Source organism: Chengkuizengella sp. SCS-71B (genome assembly GCF_040100845.1).
In the GTDB taxonomy this organism is placed as follows: domain Bacteria; phylum Bacillota; class Bacilli; order Paenibacillales; family KCTC-33759; genus Chengkuizengella.
Window position 1 is genome coordinate 1,552,023 of record NZ_JAZHSH010000001.1, and the last position, 19,918, is coordinate 1,571,940.

Annotated in this window: 20 protein-coding genes and 1 other annotated feature; of the genes, 17 read left to right on the forward strand and 3 right to left on the reverse strand. The window is 33.4% G+C overall.

The window, feature by feature from the left end:
• The first annotated feature begins 31 nt into the window (after nucleotides 1-31).
• From VQL36_RS07620 to ytfJ, 6 genes are all read left to right on the forward strand, one after another.
• Nucleotides 32-1,240, forward strand: a complete 1,209-nt coding sequence (locus VQL36_RS07620; protein ID WP_349248733.1) for a bifunctional 3,4-dihydroxy-2-butanone-4-phosphate synthase/GTP cyclohydrolase II — start codon at nucleotides 32-34, stop codon at nucleotides 1,238-1,240.
• A gap of 37 nt (nucleotides 1,241-1,277) precedes the next feature.
• A complete protein-coding gene (gene ribE, locus VQL36_RS07625; RefSeq protein WP_349248734.1) occupies nucleotides 1,278-1,748 on the forward strand; it encodes a 6,7-dimethyl-8-ribityllumazine synthase in 471 nt (156 codons plus the stop codon).
• A gap of 8 nt (nucleotides 1,749-1,756) precedes the next feature.
• On the forward strand, nucleotides 1,757-2,530 hold the full coding sequence (locus VQL36_RS07630; RefSeq protein WP_349248735.1) for a segregation/condensation protein A: 774 nt from the start codon (nucleotides 1,757-1,759) through the stop codon (nucleotides 2,528-2,530).
• The gene (gene scpB / locus VQL36_RS07635; RefSeq protein WP_349248736.1) at nucleotides 2,499-3,098 is read left to right on the forward strand and encodes an SMC-Scp complex subunit ScpB; all 600 of its coding nucleotides are present in this window, start codon (nucleotides 2,499-2,501) and stop codon (nucleotides 3,096-3,098) included. The genes VQL36_RS07630 and scpB overlap by 32 nt, the downstream gene beginning before the upstream one ends.
• Nucleotides 3,099-3,247: 149 nt before the next feature.
• Nucleotides 3,248-3,922, forward strand: coding sequence for a DUF2953 domain-containing protein (locus VQL36_RS07640; RefSeq protein ID WP_349248737.1), 675 nt, complete (start codon nucleotides 3,248-3,250; stop codon nucleotides 3,920-3,922).
• Nucleotides 3,895-4,341: a GerW family sporulation protein gene (gene ytfJ, locus VQL36_RS07645; protein ID WP_349248738.1), complete on the forward strand. Its 447-nt coding sequence runs from the start codon at nucleotides 3,895-3,897 to the stop codon at nucleotides 4,339-4,341. The genes VQL36_RS07640 and ytfJ overlap by 28 nt, the downstream gene beginning before the upstream one ends.
• Nucleotides 4,342-4,481: 140 nt before the next feature.
• Here ytfJ and VQL36_RS07650 read toward each other — a convergent pair whose 3' ends face one another.
• Nucleotides 4,482-6,989: a hypothetical protein gene (locus tag VQL36_RS07650; RefSeq protein WP_349248739.1), complete on the reverse strand. Its 2,508-nt coding sequence runs from the start codon at nucleotides 6,987-6,989 to the stop codon at nucleotides 4,482-4,484.
• A gap of 119 nt (nucleotides 6,990-7,108) precedes the next feature.
• Here VQL36_RS07650 and VQL36_RS07655 point away from each other — a divergent pair, with 119 nt between their 5' ends.
• The 11 genes from VQL36_RS07655 to VQL36_RS07705 all read left to right on the forward strand — a co-directional run bounded on the left by VQL36_RS07655 (nucleotide 7,109) and on the right by VQL36_RS07705 (nucleotide 18,272).
• Nucleotides 7,109-8,254, forward strand: coding sequence for a D-alanyl-D-alanine carboxypeptidase family protein (locus VQL36_RS07655; protein ID WP_349248740.1), 1,146 nt, complete (start codon nucleotides 7,109-7,111; stop codon nucleotides 8,252-8,254).
• Nucleotides 8,248-8,835, forward strand: a complete 588-nt coding sequence (locus tag VQL36_RS07660) for a nucleoside recognition domain-containing protein (protein WP_349248741.1) — start codon at nucleotides 8,248-8,250, stop codon at nucleotides 8,833-8,835. The genes VQL36_RS07655 and VQL36_RS07660 overlap by 7 nt, the downstream gene beginning before the upstream one ends.
• A gap of 41 nt (nucleotides 8,836-8,876) precedes the next feature.
• Nucleotides 8,877-9,410 (forward strand): spore maturation protein, encoded by a 534-nt coding sequence (locus VQL36_RS07665; protein ID WP_349248742.1) that lies wholly within the window; start codon nucleotides 8,877-8,879, stop codon nucleotides 9,408-9,410.
• A gap of 127 nt (nucleotides 9,411-9,537) precedes the next feature.
• Nucleotides 9,538-9,876 carry a hypothetical protein gene (locus VQL36_RS07670; RefSeq protein WP_349248743.1) on the forward strand — a complete coding sequence of 113 codons (339 nt, stop codon included), beginning with the start codon at nucleotides 9,538-9,540 and terminating at the stop codon, nucleotides 9,874-9,876.
• A gap of 18 nt (nucleotides 9,877-9,894) precedes the next feature.
• Nucleotides 9,895-10,641 (forward strand): pseudouridine synthase, encoded by a 747-nt coding sequence (locus VQL36_RS07675; protein WP_349248744.1) that lies wholly within the window; start codon nucleotides 9,895-9,897, stop codon nucleotides 10,639-10,641.
• A gap of 102 nt (nucleotides 10,642-10,743) precedes the next feature.
• Nucleotides 10,744-11,271: a redoxin domain-containing protein gene (locus VQL36_RS07680; protein WP_349248745.1), complete on the forward strand. Its 528-nt coding sequence runs from the start codon at nucleotides 10,744-10,746 to the stop codon at nucleotides 11,269-11,271.
• Between the two features lie 4 nt (nucleotides 11,272-11,275).
• Entirely contained in the window at nucleotides 11,276-12,949 is a 1,674-nt protein-coding gene (locus VQL36_RS07685; protein WP_349248746.1) for a cytochrome c biogenesis protein ResB, read from the forward strand.
• On the forward strand, nucleotides 12,946-14,208 hold the full coding sequence (ccsA, locus tag VQL36_RS07690; protein WP_349248747.1) for a cytochrome c biogenesis protein CcsA: 1,263 nt from the start codon (nucleotides 12,946-12,948) through the stop codon (nucleotides 14,206-14,208). The genes VQL36_RS07685 and ccsA overlap by 4 nt, the downstream gene beginning before the upstream one ends.
• A 145-nt stretch (nucleotides 14,209-14,353) precedes the next feature.
• Nucleotides 14,354-15,067 carry a response regulator transcription factor gene (locus tag VQL36_RS07695; protein WP_349248748.1) on the forward strand — a complete coding sequence of 238 codons (714 nt, stop codon included), beginning with the start codon at nucleotides 14,354-14,356 and terminating at the stop codon, nucleotides 15,065-15,067.
• A gap of 1 nt (nucleotide 15,068) precedes the next feature.
• On the forward strand, nucleotides 15,069-16,496 hold the full coding sequence (locus VQL36_RS07700) for an ATP-binding protein (RefSeq protein WP_349248749.1): 1,428 nt from the start codon (nucleotides 15,069-15,071) through the stop codon (nucleotides 16,494-16,496).
• 165 nt (nucleotides 16,497-16,661) lie between these two features.
• A complete protein-coding gene (locus VQL36_RS07705) occupies nucleotides 16,662-18,272 on the forward strand; it encodes a gamma-glutamyltransferase family protein (RefSeq protein WP_349248750.1) in 1,611 nt (536 codons plus the stop codon).
• Nucleotides 18,273-18,355: 83 nt separating this feature from the next.
• Here VQL36_RS07705 and VQL36_RS07710 read toward each other — a convergent pair whose 3' ends face one another.
• Nucleotides 18,356-18,949 carry a type II CAAX endopeptidase family protein gene (locus VQL36_RS07710; RefSeq protein ID WP_349248751.1) on the reverse strand — a complete coding sequence of 198 codons (594 nt, stop codon included), beginning with the start codon at nucleotides 18,947-18,949 and terminating at the stop codon, nucleotides 18,356-18,358.
• Between the two features lie 48 nt (nucleotides 18,950-18,997).
• Entirely contained in the window at nucleotides 18,998-19,318 is a 321-nt protein-coding gene (locus VQL36_RS07715; RefSeq protein WP_349248752.1) for a rhodanese-like domain-containing protein, read from the reverse strand.
• 238 nt (nucleotides 19,319-19,556) lie between these two features.
• Nucleotides 19,557-19,787 (forward strand) — a binding site (T-box leader).
• Nucleotides 19,788-19,918: the final 131 nt, after the last annotated feature.

The following is a 19,918-nucleotide window of genomic DNA, read 5'->3' on the forward strand; positions in this document are numbered from 1 at the left end:
TTGAATTTGAAATTGAAGAGGAGGATTAAAAATGGGAGATCAGATCAAATTAGATAAAATTGAAGAAGCGATATATGACTTAATGTTAGGTAAAGTAGTGATTGTAGTGGATGATGAAGATCGTGAGAATGAGGGAGATTTTATCGCTCTAGCTGATAAAGCAACACCAGAGGTCATTAATTTTATGATTACAGAAGGAAGAGGTTTAGTCTGTGTACCTGTTACACAAGAAAGAGCGCAGAAGTTAGATTTACAGCCAATGGTGGAGCAGAACACAGATTTTCACGGCACTGCTTTTACAGTCTCTGTGGATCACACAGATACAACTACTGGAATCTCTGCACATGAAAGGTCAAGAACGATTAAAGCTATGATTGACCCTAAGTCTAAACCACAAGATTTCCGCAGACCAGGTCATATTTTTCCATTGGTTGCTAAAAATGGAGGAGTATTAAGAAGAGCAGGTCATACTGAAGCTTCTATTGATTTAGCACGATTATGCGGAGCATCACCAGCTGCTGTTATTTGTGAGGTGATTAAAGAAGATGGCACTATGGCTAGGTTACCAGATTTGAAAAAGATTGCAGAGAAATTTGACCTAAAATTAATTACAATTAAAGATCTTATTAGATATCGGAATGCTAAGGAACAGCTCGTAAATCGTGAGGTAGAAGTGAAAATGCCAACTGATTTTGGTATGTTTAAAGCGGTAGCTTATTCAAATCTTGTAGATCAAAAAGAACATGTCGCATTAGTTAAAGGAAATATTGATAGTGATCAACCGGTTATGGTTCGTGTCCATTCCGAGTGTTTAACTGGTGATGTATTTCATTCACATCGTTGTGATTGTGGATCACAGCTTGCAGCAGCACTGAAACAAATTCATGATGAAGGTTCGGGCATTCTTTTATATATGAGACAGGAAGGTCGCGGCATTGGATTAATAAATAAATTAAAAGCTTATGAACTACAAGAACAAGGGTTGGATACAGTGGATGCTAATCTGAAACTAGGTTTTGCTCCTGATTTGAGAGATTATGGAATAGGGGCACAGATTTTAAAGGATCTCGGGGTTAGAAAAATTCGTTTATTAACAAACAATCCAAGAAAAATCACAGGATTAGAAGGATATGGGATGGAAGTTGTCGAACGTATACCTTTACAAATAGAAGAAAATGAGGATAACACTAATTATTTGCATACGAAACAAAGTAAATTAGGACATTTATTAAAATTTTAAATGAAATAAAATAAATATATAACTAGGAGATGGGATCATGGCACATATATATGAAGGACATTTAGTATCTGAAGGTTTAAAATATGGGATAGTAGTAGGGCGTTTCAATGAATTCATTACCTCTAAATTATTATCTGGAGCTCTTGATGCTCTTAAGAGACATGGAGTAAAAGAAGAGGAAATTGAAGTTGCATGGGTTCCGGGTGCATTTGAAATTCCCCTAATTGCTCAAAAGATGGCACAAACGAACAAATATGATGCAGTCATAACTTTAGGTACAGTTATTCGCGGGTCTACTCCACATTTTGATTATGTTTGTAGTGAAGTATCAAAAAGTGTTTCTTCAATTAACTTAAAAACAGGTGTACCTACGATTTTTGGTGTACTTACAACTGATTCAATAGAGCAAGCTGTAGAGAGAGCAGGAACAAAAGCAGGGAATAAAGGTTGGGAAGCTGCTGCAACAGCCATAGAAATGGCTAACTTAAGTAAACAATTTGAAGGGTAAGATAAACCTTGTCAGTACAATATAAATTAGAAAAATTTGAGGGTCCGCTTGACTTATTACTTCATTTAATTGATAAATCAGAAATTGATATTTACGATATTCCAGTGAAGGAAATCACTGAACAATATATGGACTATCTAAAACAGATGGAAAAATTTGAACTTGAAATTACCAGTGAGTTTCTTGTAATGGCAGCGACACTTTTATCAATAAAAAGTAAAATGCTGCTTCCAAAACCACCACCGATTGATTTGGAATTAGATGAGAATGTTGAAGATCCACGTGAAGAATTAGTAAGGAAATTAATTGAATATAGAAAGTATAAAACGATTGCTGATCATTTAAGAGATCAGGAATTGGAACGGAGTTTAATATTTTCTAAAGAACCTGATGATTTAAGCCATTTTATTTCAGATACAGTTGAAAACCCTGTTGAAGGTTTGCATCTTGCTGACTTGATCATCGCTTTTAGTAAAGTGATTAAAAAAGTGGAAAAACGACAATCTGTTGCAACCATTCGCAGAGATGAAATCTCAGTTAAGGATCGGATTCTTGAAATGATGGGTTATTTTAAGAAAAGTGAGAGTAAAGTTCTTTTTTCCACTTTATTTGAGAGTGAGTCGAGCAGAGAATTTATTATAGTTACATTTTTAGGTTTGTTAGAATTAATGAAAATGAAAAAAATAATAAGTTATCAGAACCATTCATTTGATGACATAGTGATTGAATACATTGATAAGGAGGAAGTGCATGAACTCAACACAGATGAAATCGATTATTGAAGGATTGTTATTTGTATCTGGGGATGAAGGCATTGATGTTAAACAAATTGCAAAAGTAATTGAACAAGATGAAAAAGTGATAATCGATGTGTTGAAGAACATGAGGTCAGATTATGAAAAGAAAAAAAGGGGGATTCAAATCTTAGAACTTGCGGGTTCATATCAGTTTACTACTCGACCTGAACATGCTCCTTATTTTCAACGGTTGGCACACTCTCCTTCAAGAGCTACTTTATCTCAGGCAGCTCTCGAGACTCTAGCTATTATTGCATACAGACAGCCAATCACTAGAGTTGAAATAGAAGATATTCGTGGTGTGAAATCTGATCGAGCCATTCATACACTGGTTGTTAAAGGATTAACACATGGAGTAGGTAGGGCGGAATCATTAGGGAGACCTATATTATACGGTACTACAAAACAGTTTTTAGACTATTTTGGTATTAATAGTTTGAAAGACTTACCTGACCAAGACACATTTGAAAATCATGATAACTTAGAAGAAGAAACGAACAAGTTACTTGAAAAAATGGGAATGCAGCAAATGACAATGAACGATTTAGAATAAATATACTTAGTTAAACTCTAAACGAATAAATGGTTTGGAGTTTTTTTTATGTTTCTATTACTAGGTATTTTTGTGTATGATTTTCATTTGGAAAGAAATACTAAACGTATTAGAAAAAGGAAGAACTATTTTGGGAGGTAAACCTCATTATGTTGTGGTTATGGGGATTCTTATTCATATTGCTTATTTTGTTTTTTTGGGCTTTATATAGCTTCATAAAAGTAAAAATTTCTATAAAACGAATTCATAAAGATGACCGCTTTTCTGTTGACCTATACTTATTTAAACGTTTATTTCATTATCAATATGAAATATCACTTGTTGAGTTTAGAAATGTTTTTGAAGGTGTAGAGTTAAAAACCAAAAGCTCAAAAAAAGAAGATAAATTAGAGTCAGAAGAGGACTCACTTATTACCCCAAAAAATATATGGGATTATTTAAATGATGCAAAAGAATTAGTTACACATTTTGTTGGGTTCTCCAAATTTATTTCTCAATCAATGTCTTATATTCATTGTACTCATTTAAAATGGAAAACAAGTGTAGGTATTGGAGAAGCACCAGAAACTGCAATGTTAACTGGCTTAATTTGGGGTGTGAATAGTAATATCATTGGTTACTTTATAAATAAAATTAAGATGAATGCCACACCGAAGTTAGAAGTTCATCCTTTATATAATAAAGTAGATATTTATATTGAAGCGGAGTGTATACTTAAAATTCGTATAGCACATGCTATCTATATTGCAATACATTTTATGATTCGTTTGCTAAAGGCAAAAGGAGGGTTCAAAACATGGAAGAGCATCCTATCCAAGGGTTAATGATAACAGCAATGGAAAATATAAAGGAAATGGTTGATGTAAATACCATTATAGGTGATCCAGTTGAAACACCAAGTGGAAGTATCATATTACCTGTTTCAAGAGTAGGGTTTGGATTTGCAGCTGGGGGAAGTGAATTTGTTATACGAGGCGATGCAAATTCTGATGAATCTGAATCAAACGCAAAAATGCCATTTGGCGGTGGATCCGGAGGTGGAGTTTCTATTGTTCCAATTGCTTTTTTAGTTGTTGACAAAGCAGGGGTACAACTTGTTTCGTTAGATAATCAAACTCACTTACTTGAAAGAATAATTGATTCTACTCCTCAAGTTATGGATAAAATTCAATCATTGTTTAAAAAAGATGAAAAAAAAGATGAGATCAACGATCATTCACATGAAAAAGGACCGATGATGTAAAGGAATAGAAAAAATGAGAAGAAGGGAATTATATCACTTTCTTCATTAATCAAGTATTTGAAAAAGAACCTTCAAAATCACATTAAATTTTGAATTTGAAGGTTCTTGGCTTATTAACTAATTGTTTTTATTATTATAATCTATTTTAAATCCTCAAGTAACATACTTTTCCATGATTTATCATCTTGATGATAAAATATTAATTTTGGTTTTGATTCATTTATAATTCGATCTGTATAATATTCAGGATCAATTTTGACTCGTTTAAAATTAGCCTTATCTAAATCGTATATAATCAGCTCATTTTCACTTGAGCTAGAATGAACTGAAAAGTATAACTTGTTGTTATCATATAGCAAATTCCCTAAATTATTATAATTTTGATGGAATATCGTTATTACTTTATTCGTTTCTAAGTTGATTTGTAAGACTTTATAACCTTGTAATAAATAAATGATCCCTTCTTTTTCATCAAAGTGATAAGAACTTTCTCCATATACTGGTATATAATTTTTATTATCTCTCGGAAAGGAAATCGTTTTATTCCAATCCCCGTTTTTATCAAACAATACTGCACGGTTATCAAATAATATAATAACCTGATTATTGTAAGGAAGTATCCTTGTTTTTGCGTGGGTAGCATATTTTTGACCAACATAAATTTTTTTGAATTGCTGGGTTCCTGGTTTGTGCTGAAATAAATCGTAGTCAAGTATCCAAATCATATTATTTTCAACATCATGATAGTAATGATCAAGTTCTATGTTTCTTTCCTTAAGTTTACCTTCTTCGATGGTTTGAAATTTTTTTGAATTTTTACTTAAAAAGTTTAAATTTTCATCTAAAAGTGTATAACCATCAATACTTTCAATTTGCAAAGATCCATCATTATTTACATTTATTTTTTTTGGTAAATTCAACTGATATTGTGAAACGATATTAAAATTTTCATTTAACTTTATTACTCGATTTCCAAACGTATCAGCTATAATCCAATAATCGCCGATTTTTGTAAAATCTTTTGAAGTGGATACATGAACAGCTGCTTCAAAAAGAACAATGAAAGAATTTGAAATTGGTAGTTCAACTATTTCTTCAAGCTGCTCTCCTTGTAGTCTATATAGCTTTTTTGAACCAATTACATACCACTGATTTGATATATTTTTTCTGATGATTTCCCTCGATAAGTCACCGCAACCTGAAAAACATTCCAACTGTTCTGCTTTATTTAATGCTTCAGGAATCTGACTATCTTGTTCTACTTCAAAAATCTGTTTAGGAAGATTCACTACGATTTCTTCTGTTTTGAGTTTTTTAATTTCAGATTCCATTTCCATTTGTATGTTTAAATCTTCAATCCATAACGAGTGATTTTTATTTATTTGTTCATCCATTGGTGAATTAAATTTTATAAGATCATTTAAGGATAAGTACTTTATTTCCCCTTCGACTTCAAATTCTAAATATGATTTATTCTGTTTAGTGAATTTAGCATCTTGAATCAAATACGAATTGGTTTCATCTATAAAAGTATCATCCCAATTATATTTATATCGGATGATCTGCAACTCATTATCAACTATTTTGTAAAAACCAAAGATATTATAGTGGGGTCTAATTAATTTCCAGTCATTACTATTCCAGAGAAGTGAATTAGGACGTAATCTGGCTCTATATTCTGTAGGCAAAATATATAACTCTTCTCCATTAGGATCAATAAATTGTCCAAATGGATAGACTTTATTATCTACATCAAAAATCATTTTAAAATCGTTTATTTTAAAATCAACATATCTTTCTATATACGGTTTGCTGTTCATCTTTTTATAATAAACGATGGTTCCTCTCTCATCTTCAAATGTAAATAAGTCAGTATTATTTTCTGGGAAATGATACTTATTTATCTTTTTAAAATCAATTGGAAACTCTTGAGCTTGTGGTTTCCTGTTTTCATATTGTTCCATCATATCATTATAGTGTTCTTCCCATATATAGTTAAACTGTTTACTGACGTATTCAAATTTATAAGAACCTGGTTGATAAATGATTTCTCTAAAACTATTATTTCCATCAACTGCCATGAAAAAGAGATTAGGCTCATCTATATAAGTCATTGTAAGCACTTGATCCGCTAAATAATTTAATTCAGATATATTATATACTTTGGGAATTGTGGTTTCCTCGTCTTCACTTAAGAGTGATATTCCATACCATGCAGGTTTTGGATCCCCATTACTGTATTGTTCTTTCTGTTCCCCTCCCATTAAAACGGTTTGATTATGTATCCAAAAACGCATCTGATCACTCACTTTATTAAAAGAAAGCAAACTCTCCACTTTTATTTCTTCATTTGTTTCAAAAACAAACTTCAGTTCACCGTTCTGAACAAAAAGAACACCATTTTTTGTTTGTTTATTTTTGTATATGATATATGGTTCTTTTGAATGAGTTGTAAAAGTTTTCTTTGCACTCTTCCATTGGTTAATTTCATTCCAGCTTAAAAGGAGATCGTTTTTGTTTGATTCCACTTGATTTTCTTGATTAGGGTTATTATTTTTTTGATTCATATCTCCCCAAAACCAAATGCTAATTGCACCTAATAATACAAAGACGAACATAGTTATGAATATGGACACCTTATTATTCAACTTTATCACTCCTCTCAATAAACTTATATTACCATAAATTTGAAAACATAACCGAGTAGAACGAGCATATACATGTACAAATAATAGTACAACCATCGGATAGAGAAATGGAGGCAGTTATGAAAGGGATAAAAGTATTTTTCAGATTGATATTAATACTTACATTGACGTTTACAACCTTTTCAATAAGTAAAGCTGAATCTGGAGTCCCAACCTCTGCTGAATCGTTTGCATTAATTGATGTAGAATCTGGGAGAATTATAGAGAGCAAACAAGGGGACGAACAAATGCTTATTGCAAGCATTACTAAAATTATGACAGCAATCGTGGCGATTGAAGATGGGGACCTGTCAAGTGAGGTAACTGTAGGTAAAAACGCCTACAGAAAGGAAGGTTCATCCATTTATTTGCATTTAGGTGAAAAAATGAATTTACAAGACATGGTTTACGGTTTGATGCTTAGGTCTGGAAATGATGCTGCAACAGCTATTGCAGAGCATGTTGGTGGATCAATTGAAGGGTTTTCTTTTTTAATGAACCTAAAAGCAGAAGAAATTGGGATGGAGAATTCTAACTTTGTGAATCCACATGGATTAAATGAAGATGGACATTACTCTTCAGCAAATGATATTGCCAAATTATCGGCTTATGCATTAAAAAATCCGATATTTCAGGAAATAGTAAGAACCAAGGTTAAAAAAGTACCTAATCCATATGAGGAATGGGAATATACTTGGTACAACAAAAATAAGATGCTAGCACTTTATGAAGGGGCAGATGGAGTTAAAACGGGTTATACAAAAAATGCAGGTCGCTGTTTGGTTTCGTCAGCGACAAGAAATGGGCAGCAATTAGTTGTTGTTACTTTAAATGCCCCTCAAGATTGGGCAGATCATAGTCGGTTGCTCGATTTTGGATTTGAAGCTTATCCACATCATTACATTATACAAGAAGGGGAGTCAGTACAAGGACAGCCCTATATAGCAAGTAAATCTTTTAAGTATCCGCTATCTGAGGAAGAACGTTCTAAAGTAAATCAAAAATTGAAACTCATCAGTCCAGAATCTGTAGATTACAGACTTGGTGAAAGAGGCAAATTGCAATTTATGCTAAATGACACATGGATTGGTTCAATACCTGTAAATGATGTCAGTGATACATTAAGTGGAAATTCACAATTGTACTCCAGAAAATATATGGAATTTCATATACGCTCCTATATGATGACTTTAAAAAATTTAGTGAAGGATTTATTCACATGGTAAATTTAATCTGGTTATTTTTTATCTTAATAGGTTTTATTGTTGCTGCATCCCAAGGAAATATTGCTGTTTTTTCTGAAGCGGTATTTGATGGGGCAAAAACCGGTGTGACGATCTGTTTCAGTTTAATTAGTGTATTGGTTCTTTGGCTTGGTTTAATGAGAATTGCTGAGGATGCAGGATTATTAAAGAAACTTTCTATTTTGCTTCGTCCTATTGTTCGATTTTTATTTCCTACCATTCCAAAGGATCATCCTTCAATTGGATACATTATGTCAAATATGAGTGCCAATATGCTTGGATTAAATAATGCTGCTACACCTATGGGCATTAAAGCAATGGAAGAATTGCAAAAGTTAAATGTAAATAAAGAAACTGCTAGTCCAGCTATGTGTACTTTATTAGCATTAAATACATCCAGCATAACGATCATACCAACCACTATTATTGCAATTCGTATGGCAAATCAATCAATGGACCCATTTGAAATCGTAGGGACAACATTGATGGCTACAGCGATTTCTACAACAGCCGCGATTGTGGTAGATAAATGGTACCAAAGAAAAGCTTTACGGAACGAATGAGGAAATACAATGGAGTTTATCTACAAGTAGAAGGTGATTGAATGTACGGAATCATAACTGCTATATCTCTTTGGGCTATTCCGGTGATTATAGTTTTTATCTCATTATATGCTTTCTTTAAAAAGGTCCCTGTTTACGAATCCTTTATAGACGGGGCGAAAGATGGTTTTGATACGGCGATAAAAATCATTCCTCATCTTGTTGGAATGATGGTTGCCATTAGTGTTTTTAGAGCATCTGGAGCGATGGATTTTTTGTTGGGATTTCTCCATCCAGTTTTAAATTTTATAGGTGTTCCAAGTGAGGTATTTCCCTTAGCCATTTTAAGGCCCATTACTGGCGCTGGTTCACTTGCATTTACAACTGATCTTATTCAGGAGTATGGACCAGATTCAATGATTGGTAGGATTGCTTCTACTGTACAAGGCTCTACAGATACTACTCTTTATGTGCTAACAGTATACTTTGGGGCAGTAGGGATTCGTAAGAGTAGATATGCTCTAAAAGTAGGTTTAATATCAGATATGGTAGGCTTTGCTGCAGCTATAATCATTTGTATGTTAGTGTTTGGATAGGGATAGACTTAAATTGTAGTTTACTACTTGTTAAAGCTTTCTCCAATTAGGAGGAAGCTTTTTTTTCTCACCTACAATCTGTAAACCTCATATAATGTAATTCACATGATTTGATTTGAGGTGAGTTATGGATTATCTAGGTATCGTTATACACCATTCGATCTGTCCATCCATCAATGGTAAAGGATATGATTATTACATCACTAAGGATTTAAGCATTATTCCTGCAACAGATGCATTCGATACAGAATTTATTCATATTTGTGTTGAAGGTAATTTTACAGAAGTGAAGGAACTGCCTATTGTTATGAAAGAACAGCTTTTTATTATTAAAAAACTCATTTTGAGGTTATCAGCTTTACATGGTTTTTCTACCCATGATGTATATGGGCATACACTAGAGTGTCCAGGAGGAGACTTTCCATGGTATGACCTTGTGATTTCTTCCGATAATGTATATCATTAACCCTTGAGGTGATATATCATGGAAAGACTGCAAAAGGTACTTGCAAATGCGGGAATTGCTTCCAGAAGAAAATCAGAAGAAATTATATTAGCTGGAAGAGTGGAAGTAAATGAGAAGATAATAAATACTTTAGGGGTAAAAGTTAACCCTGAAGAAGACATAATTAAGGTAGACGGAAAACCCATTAGAAGTGAAAGCAAAATTTATGTGTTATTTCATAAACCTAAAGGAGTGATTAGCAGTGTAAAGGATCCAGAGGGCAGGCAAGTTGTAACAGATTACTTGAAAAAAGTGAAACAACGTGTATATCCAGTCGGCCGTTTGGATTATGATACTGAGGGTTTATTATTACTTACGAATGATGGAGAGTTCTCCAACTTAATGACACATCCCAAACATCATATTGAAAAGACATATTTTGTTACAGTGAAGGGTATTCCGCATGGTTCTAAGTTGGATCGTCTGAAAGAAGGCATTGTATTGGATGATGGTAAGACGGCTCCAGCTGAAGTGGAATACCATGATGTGAATCCAGATAAAAATGAATCAATTATCTCTATTACAATTCACGAAGGGAAAAACAGACAAGTTCGTAGAATGTTTGAAGCTCTTTCAGTCCAAGTGAAAAGATTGAAAAGAGTTCAATTCGGTTTTTTAAATCTTCAAGGTGTTTCTAGAGGGAAGTTTAGATATCTTCAAACAAGTGAAGTAAAAGAATTAAAAGATCTTGCGTTGAAGTCACATAAAATTCAAAATAAAGTCTAAAAATTGAAAAATGTTTCGATATAATGGAATAGTATCATTATTACTGTAAAATAAAGTGATGCAGTTTAATATTTTTTGAAGTAAGAAAGCAAGGTGTTCTGATTGAAAAACAATAAAAAATGGATACAGTATATCATATTAATTCTATTTGTAGTTATTGCTGGTGTAACACTTTTTAGTGGTGTTCTTTCAACAGATGAAGTTCCTGAAGTGGGTAAGTTAGCTCCAGACTTTTCTTTGAAAGGTCTGAATGGACAAGTCTATCAACTTTCAGACTTTAAAGGTAAACCAGTAGTTGTGAATTTCTGGGGTAGCTTTTGTGAACCTTGTGTAAGGGAAATGCCAGCAATTGAGGACATTTATAACAAATATCAAACTGAGGACTTAATGGTTCTTGGTATTAATTTGGCTGAACCAGAAGTTACAGTCCAAAGTTTTGTAAATCAAGTTGGTGTTACTTTTCCAATCCTTTTAGATAAGAATATTGTTTCTGATCAATATGATGTCAAATATTATCCAACTACTTTTTTCGTGGATGTTAATGGAATTATAATGGAAAAGAAGATTGGTGAAATGAGCGAATCCTATTTAATTCAGACTGTGAACAAGTTAACAGCAGAAAAGGAGTAAAACAATGATTCAAAATACAAAGTGTGAATGCGGGCATCAAAATCCAGTGAATACAGTACTTTGTGAATCTTGTGGAAAACCTTTAATAGATGATCAAAGTGTAGAGCCATTGGAAATGCGTTATGATGGTGCTGTTCGCAGATCTCAACGTGATAACAAAACAATCATTGACCGTGTTTGGAGCTTTTTTTCTTCTGTTAAAGTAGCGATATATTTAATATTTTTCACACTTTGTGGTGCTTCGTTAGGAACGATATACCCGCAAGAAAGTACCTTTATTAACATAGACCCCTCTACATACTACCCAGAGACGTATGGAACGATGGGCTCAATTTATTATATGTTAGGTCTTTCACATACTTATGATTCTTGGTGGTTTAAACTTCTTTTAATTATGATTGGTACATCGCTAGTTATATGTAGTTTAGACCGAGTATTACCTTTATACAGAGCTTTGAACAAACAAAAAATTAGAAAACATGATCAATTTATAAGAAGGCAGAAAGTGGTCTATACTGGGGATATTAAGGGAATAGAAAATGATCAAGATGCTGAGCGGTGGGTAACTGATTTTTCAGCCGTTTTAAAGAAGAAGTTCTATCGTGTAACAACAGACGGAAGTTCATTATTAGCAGAAAAAAATAGATTTAGTCGTTGGGGACCTTATATTAATCATATCGGGCTCATTATATTTTTGATAGCGGTATTATTACGTTTAATCGTATCACCATGGTATATGGAAGAATATATTTCTGTTTTGGATGGAGATATTGAACATATTCCTGGAACTAACTATTATGTTGAAAATGAAGGGTTCACTGTTGAATATTATGCTGAGGATGAATTATCTGAAAAGACAGTTGAAAAAGGAAAAATCATTCCAAAACTGTTTGCAACTGAAGCTGTGTTATATGAATGTGTAGAAAACTGTAATGATCCTATAGAAGACCCTGTATTGGAGGAAGTGAAAAAACACTCGATTCAAGTGAACGAACCGTTAGAATACGAAGGGTTATTAATTTATCAAATGGGTTATGAAGAGACCCCTCAATTAAACTCAGTTAATGCTACTTTGAAAAATAGAGAAACTAATGAGGAATATGGTCAGTTTGTTTTAGAAATGGACAATCCCAAATCAGCATATGATGTGGGTGATTATCAATTAGAACTTATTGGTTATTACCCAGACTTTACATTTATTAACGGTGAAGCAGGTACAAAATCTTCTAAACCTAATGCACCTGCATTTATTTTTTCAATTCATGGACCCGGATTGTCTGAAGAAGGGGAGATCAATATGTATTTTCCTATTCCACAACATAAAGCCACCTATCAAGAAGATCAAATTAATATTGCAGCTGGTAGCACATTAGTAATTGATGTTGGATCTATGAAAGATGTAGACTTTTCGTCATATACTAGTTTTTTAAGTGCCAGAAAAGATACGATATTACCGATGGTTTGGGTCGGTCTTTCCATCTCAATGATCGGGTTGATTCTAGGATTTTATTGGAATCATCGCAGAATTTGGCTTAAATTTGATAAAAATCAATTACTGTTAGGTGCTCATTCTAATAAAAATTGGTTTGGATTAAGAAAAGAAGTTGCTCAAGCATTGCACAAATCTGGTATAGAAGTAGAACCTAAATCACTAGAAAACGAGGTGAAAAACAGTTGAGTTTAGAACAAATAAGTAATACTAGTTTAATTTTAGCATTTATTTTATATATAGTTTCTGCCTTCTTCTTTGTAATCTCAATTACAGGGAAAAAGTGGAGTAATCGCGAGCCTATAGAACATACAAAACGTTGGAGTAAAATGGCATTTATCATTACAGTAATAGGGTTTGCTTCTCAAATCGTATACTTTATTACAAGATGGATTTATTCTGATCATATTCCAACATCAAATATGTTTGAATTTATGTCATTTTTGTCTATGATGATCATCGCAGGGTTTATTATTATTTATCTCATGTATCGTTCACCTGCTTTAGGCGTTTTCTCATTACCAGTAGGATTTATAATTTTAGCATATGCAATGGTGTTCCCTTGGGAAGCAGAGCCTTTAATTCCTGCTTTGCAAAGTTACTGGCTTAAAATTCACGTTACTACTGCAGCCCTTGGCGAGGCTTTTTTTGCAGTAGGATTTGCTACAGGGTTAATGTATCTAATTAGAACAGTGAACTTTTCAGGCACTTCAAAGAAAGAACGCAGATCCATAAGAGGTGTAGAATTTACCATATTTGTTATACTTGTAGTAATAGGTTTTATTGGATCAGTTTTTCTTTTTAACGGCATGGATTATCATGCGGAATTTTCAAAGGAAGTTATTGTATCTGCTGAAGATTCAGAGTTAGATCAAGTCATTAAAGAAGATGTGGAATATACATTACCTCCAATTGTAAAACCTTACAACAGTGAAATAGTGTCAATGGATTCTTACTTTGGAATTCAAAAACCGTTATTTGAAGCACCATTTTGGATGAAAGGCGTAAATGCGGGTCGTAAATTAAATACCGTAGTTTGGGCATTGATTATAGGGACTTTGCTTTATTGTGTTTTGAGGTTGATCTTACGAAAACCAATTGGTGCAAGTATACAACCAATATTAAGTGATTTAGATCCAGATGATTTAGATGAAATTAGTTATCGTTCCATTGCCCTCGGCTTCCCTATCTTTACTTTAGGTGCTCTAATATTTGCTATGATTTGGGCGCACATTGCTTGGGAAAGGTTTTGGGGTTGGGACCCAAAAGAAGTATGGGCATTAATTGTATGGTTATTTTATAGTGTATATTTACATTTGCGTTTATCTAGTGGCTGGCAGGGTTCAAAATCATCTTGGTTATCCGTCATTGGATTTTTAATTGTAATGTTTACGTTGGTGGGCGTTAATTTAGTTATAGCTGGATTACACTCTTATGCAGGAGTATAATATAAATATACCTATAAAAGTGAAGCGAAGCTTCAAACAACATAAGTGATTCAAGGAAGTACAAACAGCTTAGAATCTACCAGTCATGTATGAATCATTAATATATATTTTCAAAGGTTATTCTAAGATAGGAGTTGAAAATACGATGTCAGAAAAAAGTATAATTTTAGTTGTAGATGATGAGGAAAGAATACGTAGACTTCTTCGTATGTATCTTGAAAAAGAAGGATGTGTAGTAGATGAAGCTGAGGATGGAGAGACAGCTTTAGAAATGGCTCTTGAAAAGGATTATGATTTAATTCTCTTAGATTTGATGCTTCCAGGAATGGATGGAACTGAGGTTTGTGAGAAACTCAGGATTCAAAAAGCAACTCCAGTTATCATGTTAACAGCAAAAGGGGAAGAGGCAAATCGAGTGCAAGGATTTGAGGTAGGCACAGATGATTATGTAGTAAAACCATTTAGTCCGAGAGAAGTTATCTACAGAGTAAAAGCAATCTTACGACGTTCATCCGCTACTGCATATCTAACAAGTGAAGATAGTTCTAGTAATAACATTGTTTTTCCAAATTTAATCATTGAACATGATGCACATCGTGTCACTGCTAACGGACAAATTATTAGTTTAACCCCTAAAGAATATGAATTGTTACATTACTTAGCTACATCTCCAGATAAGGTGTATTCTCGAGAAGAATTATTAAAAGATGTTTGGAACTATGAGTTTTTTGGTGATCTAAGAACCGTTGATACTCATGTTAAGAGGCTTAGAGAAAAGTTAAATAAGGTTTCACCTGAAGCAGCTTCTATGATTCATACTGTTTGGGGAGTGGGGTATAAGTTAGAGGTGCCAAAATAAAGTGAATATATGGAAGAGTGTAGTTGGTAAGCTGTGGATTACGATTATCCTTCTAGTTGCTTTTGTAATCACATTTTTAGGATTGTTTTTATTAGTATATATCGATGTGAATTTTGATAAAAATTCACAGGAAATTAGTTGGTTATTTGTTTATACAGGCATTATTGGTTTTTTGTTAACTACATTTTTTGCATTTTTTTTATTTACAAAAATTACACAGCCTTTATTACAATTAAAAAAAGCAGCAGATTCCATTACCGTTGGGGAATATAAAACTCGTGTTGAGATTCGTTCCTCTGATGAAATTGGACAGCTGGCTAATAGATTTAATCATATGGCTGAAAAGCTTGAACAAACCATCAGAGACCTAAATCATGAGAAAGAGCAATTAGGAAGCATTTTACGCAGTATGACGGATGTGGTTATCACTTTTGATGCTCAAGGTACTATTTTACTTGCAAACCCTCAAGGTGAGAAGCTGATCCAACAGTGGTCTGCTCTTTCTTGGGAACAGGCTCCAGAAAAAATTACTTTAAAGCATACTCCAGAACCTCTTCAACCTTTATTTCAAACCGTAGTATCAAACAATGAAGAGCTGACTTCTAAGTTATATGTACTAAATGATGTATGGTCAGTGGTTATTACTCCACTTTATGCTCAAGATATGGTTCGTGGTGCAGTTGCTGTTTTACGTAACGTTACTGAAGAGGATCGCTTAGAAAAATTACGTAAAGATTTTGTTGCGAATGTATCTCATGAATTAAGAACTCCGCTTTCTATGTTGCAGGGGTATAGTGAAGCACTTTTGGATGATATTGCAGGATCTATAGATGAAAAGAAGGAACTTGCACAGATTATTTTAGACGAATCGTTACGTATGAGCAGATTAGTCAAAGACTTATTAGACTTGGCGAAAATGGAAACAGGAAACATCGAATTGAATTGTGATCGGGTGAACATTACAACATTACTTGAACGAGTCATTCGTAAATTTTCAGCATTAGCCAATGAACATCATGGTGTAACAATTAAACAGAATATAGCTAAGGGAGATTTATGGATAGAATGTGGTGATGAAGACCGTTTAGAGCAAGTTTTAACTAATTTATTAGATAATGGCTTGCGACACACACCTAAAGGAGCATCTATATTTATTCGTGCGCATTATACAGCGAATCAAGATGGAATACGAGTTGAAATAGAAGATCAAGGAGAGGGAATCCCCACTGAGGATTTACCGTATATATTTGAAAGGTTTTATAAAGCAGACAAAGCAAGGACACGTAATTCTACAGGTGGAACTGGGTTAGGATTATCCATTGTTAAGAATATTGTTCAATCCCATGAAGGTACGATAGAAGCTAAGAGTATAGTTGGGAAAGGCACAACTTTTTCATTTATAATACCATGTCATAGATCAAGTGAGTAACATTAGGCATTCATTTATTAAATATAACTAGGAGCTTTACTTTTAAAACTTAACTTAAAGGTAAAGCTTTTTTTATAACTTAAGAATTTAAATATTCTTAAAATTATAAATTTTATAAAATATCTTCTGTTATACAATTATATTTTTAGAAGGGTTGTTTTAGCGATGGGAATAGATTATTTACACCACCCTTATCCATCACAGAGAATGACAGTTTTTGCAAAGAGAGGGATGGTTGCAACATCACAACCAATTGCTGCACAGGTTGGTCTAGATATATTAAAAAAGGGAGGAAACGCAATTGATGCAGCGATTGCTACTGCAGCTTGTTTAACTGTTGTTGAACCAACATCAAATGGTATTGGTGGAGACGCTTTTGCTTTAGTCTGGAACAAGGGGGAATTACATGGACTTAACGCAAGTGGTCCTGCACCAAAGAAGATATCAATCGATGCTGTAAAAGAGAAGGGCTATAAAACAATACCTAATTACGGGTGGTTACCTGTAACAGTTCCTGGAGCACCTAGTGCATGGTCAAAGTTGTCAAAGCAATTTGGTAAACTATCACTAAAAGAAGTGTTAGAACCAGCCATTCATTATGCAGAGAATGGATATCCAATATCACCTGTTTTGGGTAAATATTGGGGATTAGCATATAAAAGATATAAAAAAGCCCTCATTGGTTCTGAATTTAAACATTGGTTTGATACCTTTGCACCAAATGGAAGGGCACCAAAAATAGGCGAAATGTGGGGTTCTATAGAGCATGCAAAAACACTTAAATCCATTGCAGAAACAAACGGTGAAAGTTTTTATCGGGGTGAATTGGCACAAAAAATAATATCATTTTCAAGGTTACATGGAGGTTATCTTTCTGAAGAGGATTTAGCTGAATATCAACCAGAATGGGTAAAACCAATTTTATTAAATTACCGTGGATATGATGTTTGGGAGATGCCTCCAAATGGTCAAGGCATTGTTACCCTAATGGCTTTGAATACTTTAAAAGATTTTTCATTTACAGAAAAGGAGAATGTAGAAACCTATCATAAACAAATTGAAGCTATGAAATTAGCATTTTCTGACGGAAAAAAATACATAACAGATTCTAACCATATGACATATACAGTAAAACAATTGTTATCAGAAGAACATGGGGATAAACATGCTAAACTAATCAGTAATCATGCAATAATACCTGAATTGGGACCCTATGGTAGGAGTGGGACTGTGTATCTAGCAACAGCAGATGATCAAGGAAATATGGTTTCTTTCATTCAAAGTAACTATAGTGGATTTGGTTCTGGGTTGGTAGTTCCTGGTACTGGGATAGCACTACAAAATCGTGGTACTGATTTTTCACTGGATCCAAGTCATGAAAACAGTTTACAACCAGGAAAAAAAACTTACCATACGATTATTCCAGGGTTTATTACAAAAGGAAATGAAGCGATAGGACCTTTTGGTGTTATGGGTGGATATATGCAACCTCAGGGGCATTTGCAGGTTGTGATGAATATGATTGACTTTCATTTGAATCCACAATCAGCTCTTGATGCACCTAGATGGAGGTGGGTGGAAGGAAAAAGAATTAAAGTTGAACATAATTTTCCGCATCATATCGCAAAACAATTAGCTTCTAAAGGACACGAGATAGAGGTAGATCTTGATCAAGGAGGATTTGGCCGTGGTCAAATAATTTGCAGGGATTTACATAGCGGAGTTCTTTCAGGTGGCACAGAATCACGTACAGATGGTGCGATTTCAGTTTATTAGTTCTTCTATGCTGTATTGTGAAATAAAAAAAGAGGGTGATGGTTTTCTAGTAGATGTAAGTATACTAAAAAACCAATTCCCCTCTATTCTTTTCTATACTTTATGATTGTTCCCATAACAAAATCGATTAGAAAGTGAGCAATAATAGGTACCCAAAGCGTTTCGGTTTGGATATAAATCCAACCTAATCCGTAGCTAATACTAAAAACAAGACCTGTCATTAACCAATGCTGTAAATACCGAATGTGAATGGCAGCAAACAATATGCTTGTCCAGTATGGTCCAAATATATGTTGGATTGCTCCTCTAAATAAAAGCTCTTCACAAATAGCTACAATCATTGATATTAAGAATATGTGCCATAATGGGCGATTTTTAAATATCCGTTCATTAATGCCACCGTCATCTGAAATCTCTTCAGGAACCCACCTAGATATAAGCAAATCAAAAACAAGAACTGCAATAGCAAATCCGATTCCCCAACTTAAAGCTTGAGCATAGGATTCAGGAAGTTGTAAGATTTCTACAACACTTCTTCCTTGGAAAAAAATAATGATGAGACCGATAAAAAGTGTAAGTAACTGAGTGAAATATAAATTATATAACAATAACTTATCACTCATTTTATTAATGTTAACTTTTTTAAACTGCAGTTTTATTTTTAATTTTTTTTTCATCCCATCCCGCCTTTTAGTATAGGTTTCTCATTTAATCTTCATTCATTACTAATCATATTGAAATCCTTGTAACAGCGAAACAGCAGAAATTCCCCCATTGACATTTTTAACTTTATCAAATCCGTTGTGAATTAAATATTGGCAAACATGTTGACTTCTTATTCCATGAGCACATAGAATATACAATGTTTTATCCTTAGGAAGTTCAGATAAATGTTCAGAGATTGTATTCATGGGATAGAGCAAGCTATTTTCAAGGTGATAATAGTCCCATTCAACCTTTTCTCTAACATCAATGATTATACCATCTAGAGATTTATTTTTTAAATGCTGATTAAAATTGTCAGCTGAAATTTCATATGATTTCATATTTATTCACTTCCCTAACTATATTAATGGCTTTAAATCTAGTTTTAAAAAGATTTACATTATGAAGATTACCACAATTCAATATTTATTCAAGAAAAAACATTGCAATTTCATTAGAAGTTGCTATAAAATAAAAGATAGTAAAGATGATTTTAAAAAGATATTTGCTTTATCCTAATGAAATGTTGAAATTGACATGTTATCTTTCAAATGATACATTATGAATTAATTTCATATCATATATGCAATGAAGGAATTAAGCATAGCTAAATCTTCAGAGAGCCGTTGGCTGGTGCAAAACGGTGATGAAACTATGTGGAGCACTCCTGAGTTATTATACTGAAACTTGTAAAAGTAGGTATAATCGGTATAAACGCCGTTAACCATAAGGTCAATGACCATTAAGATTACTTATGTAAATAAGTAATGAAATAGGGTGGTACCACGAAAATAAACTCTCGTCCCTATCATACATGAAGTATGAGGATTGAAGGGTTTTTTTGTATTTGCAATGACTTTAATTCTGTATAACTTTACTGTGTAATTAAAAATCAATTAATTACACGTTTAGATAAATATAAAAAAAGTAGTATAACTAAG

Excerpts from the sequence above, each read along its gene's own strand:
- VQL36_RS07620 (WP_349248733.1), top strand. The coding sequence starts at position 32 with ATGGGAGATCAGATCAAATTAGATAAAATTGAAGAAGCGATATATGAC.
- ribE (WP_349248734.1), top strand. The coding sequence starts at position 1,278 with ATGGCACATATATATGAAGGACATTTAGTATCTGAAGGTTTAAAATAT.
- scpB (WP_349248736.1), top strand. The coding sequence starts at position 2,499 with ATGAACTCAACACAGATGAAATCGATTATTGAAGGATTGTTATTTGTA.
- VQL36_RS07640 (WP_349248737.1), top strand. The coding sequence starts at position 3,248 with ATGTTGTGGTTATGGGGATTCTTATTCATATTGCTTATTTTGTTTTTT.
- ytfJ (WP_349248738.1), top strand. The coding sequence starts at position 3,895 with ATGGAAGAGCATCCTATCCAAGGGTTAATGATAACAGCAATGGAAAAT.
- VQL36_RS07655 (WP_349248740.1), top strand. The coding sequence starts at position 7,109 with ATGAAAGGGATAAAAGTATTTTTCAGATTGATATTAATACTTACATTG.
- VQL36_RS07660 (WP_349248741.1), top strand. The coding sequence starts at position 8,248 with ATGGTAAATTTAATCTGGTTATTTTTTATCTTAATAGGTTTTATTGTT.
- VQL36_RS07665 (WP_349248742.1), top strand. The coding sequence starts at position 8,877 with ATGTACGGAATCATAACTGCTATATCTCTTTGGGCTATTCCGGTGATT.
- VQL36_RS07670 (WP_349248743.1), top strand. The coding sequence starts at position 9,538 with ATGGATTATCTAGGTATCGTTATACACCATTCGATCTGTCCATCCATC.
- VQL36_RS07675 (WP_349248744.1), top strand. The coding sequence starts at position 9,895 with ATGGAAAGACTGCAAAAGGTACTTGCAAATGCGGGAATTGCTTCCAGA.
- VQL36_RS07685 (WP_349248746.1), top strand. The coding sequence starts at position 11,276 with ATGATTCAAAATACAAAGTGTGAATGCGGGCATCAAAATCCAGTGAAT.
- VQL36_RS07695 (WP_349248748.1), top strand. The coding sequence starts at position 14,354 with ATGTCAGAAAAAAGTATAATTTTAGTTGTAGATGATGAGGAAAGAATA.
- VQL36_RS07705 (WP_349248750.1), top strand. The coding sequence starts at position 16,662 with ATGGGAATAGATTATTTACACCACCCTTATCCATCACAGAGAATGACA.
- VQL36_RS07710 (WP_349248751.1), bottom strand. The coding sequence starts at position 18,949 with ATGAAAAAAAAATTAAAAATAAAACTGCAGTTTAAAAAAGTTAACATT.
- VQL36_RS07715 (WP_349248752.1), bottom strand. The coding sequence starts at position 19,318 with ATGAAATCATATGAAATTTCAGCTGACAATTTTAATCAGCATTTAAAA.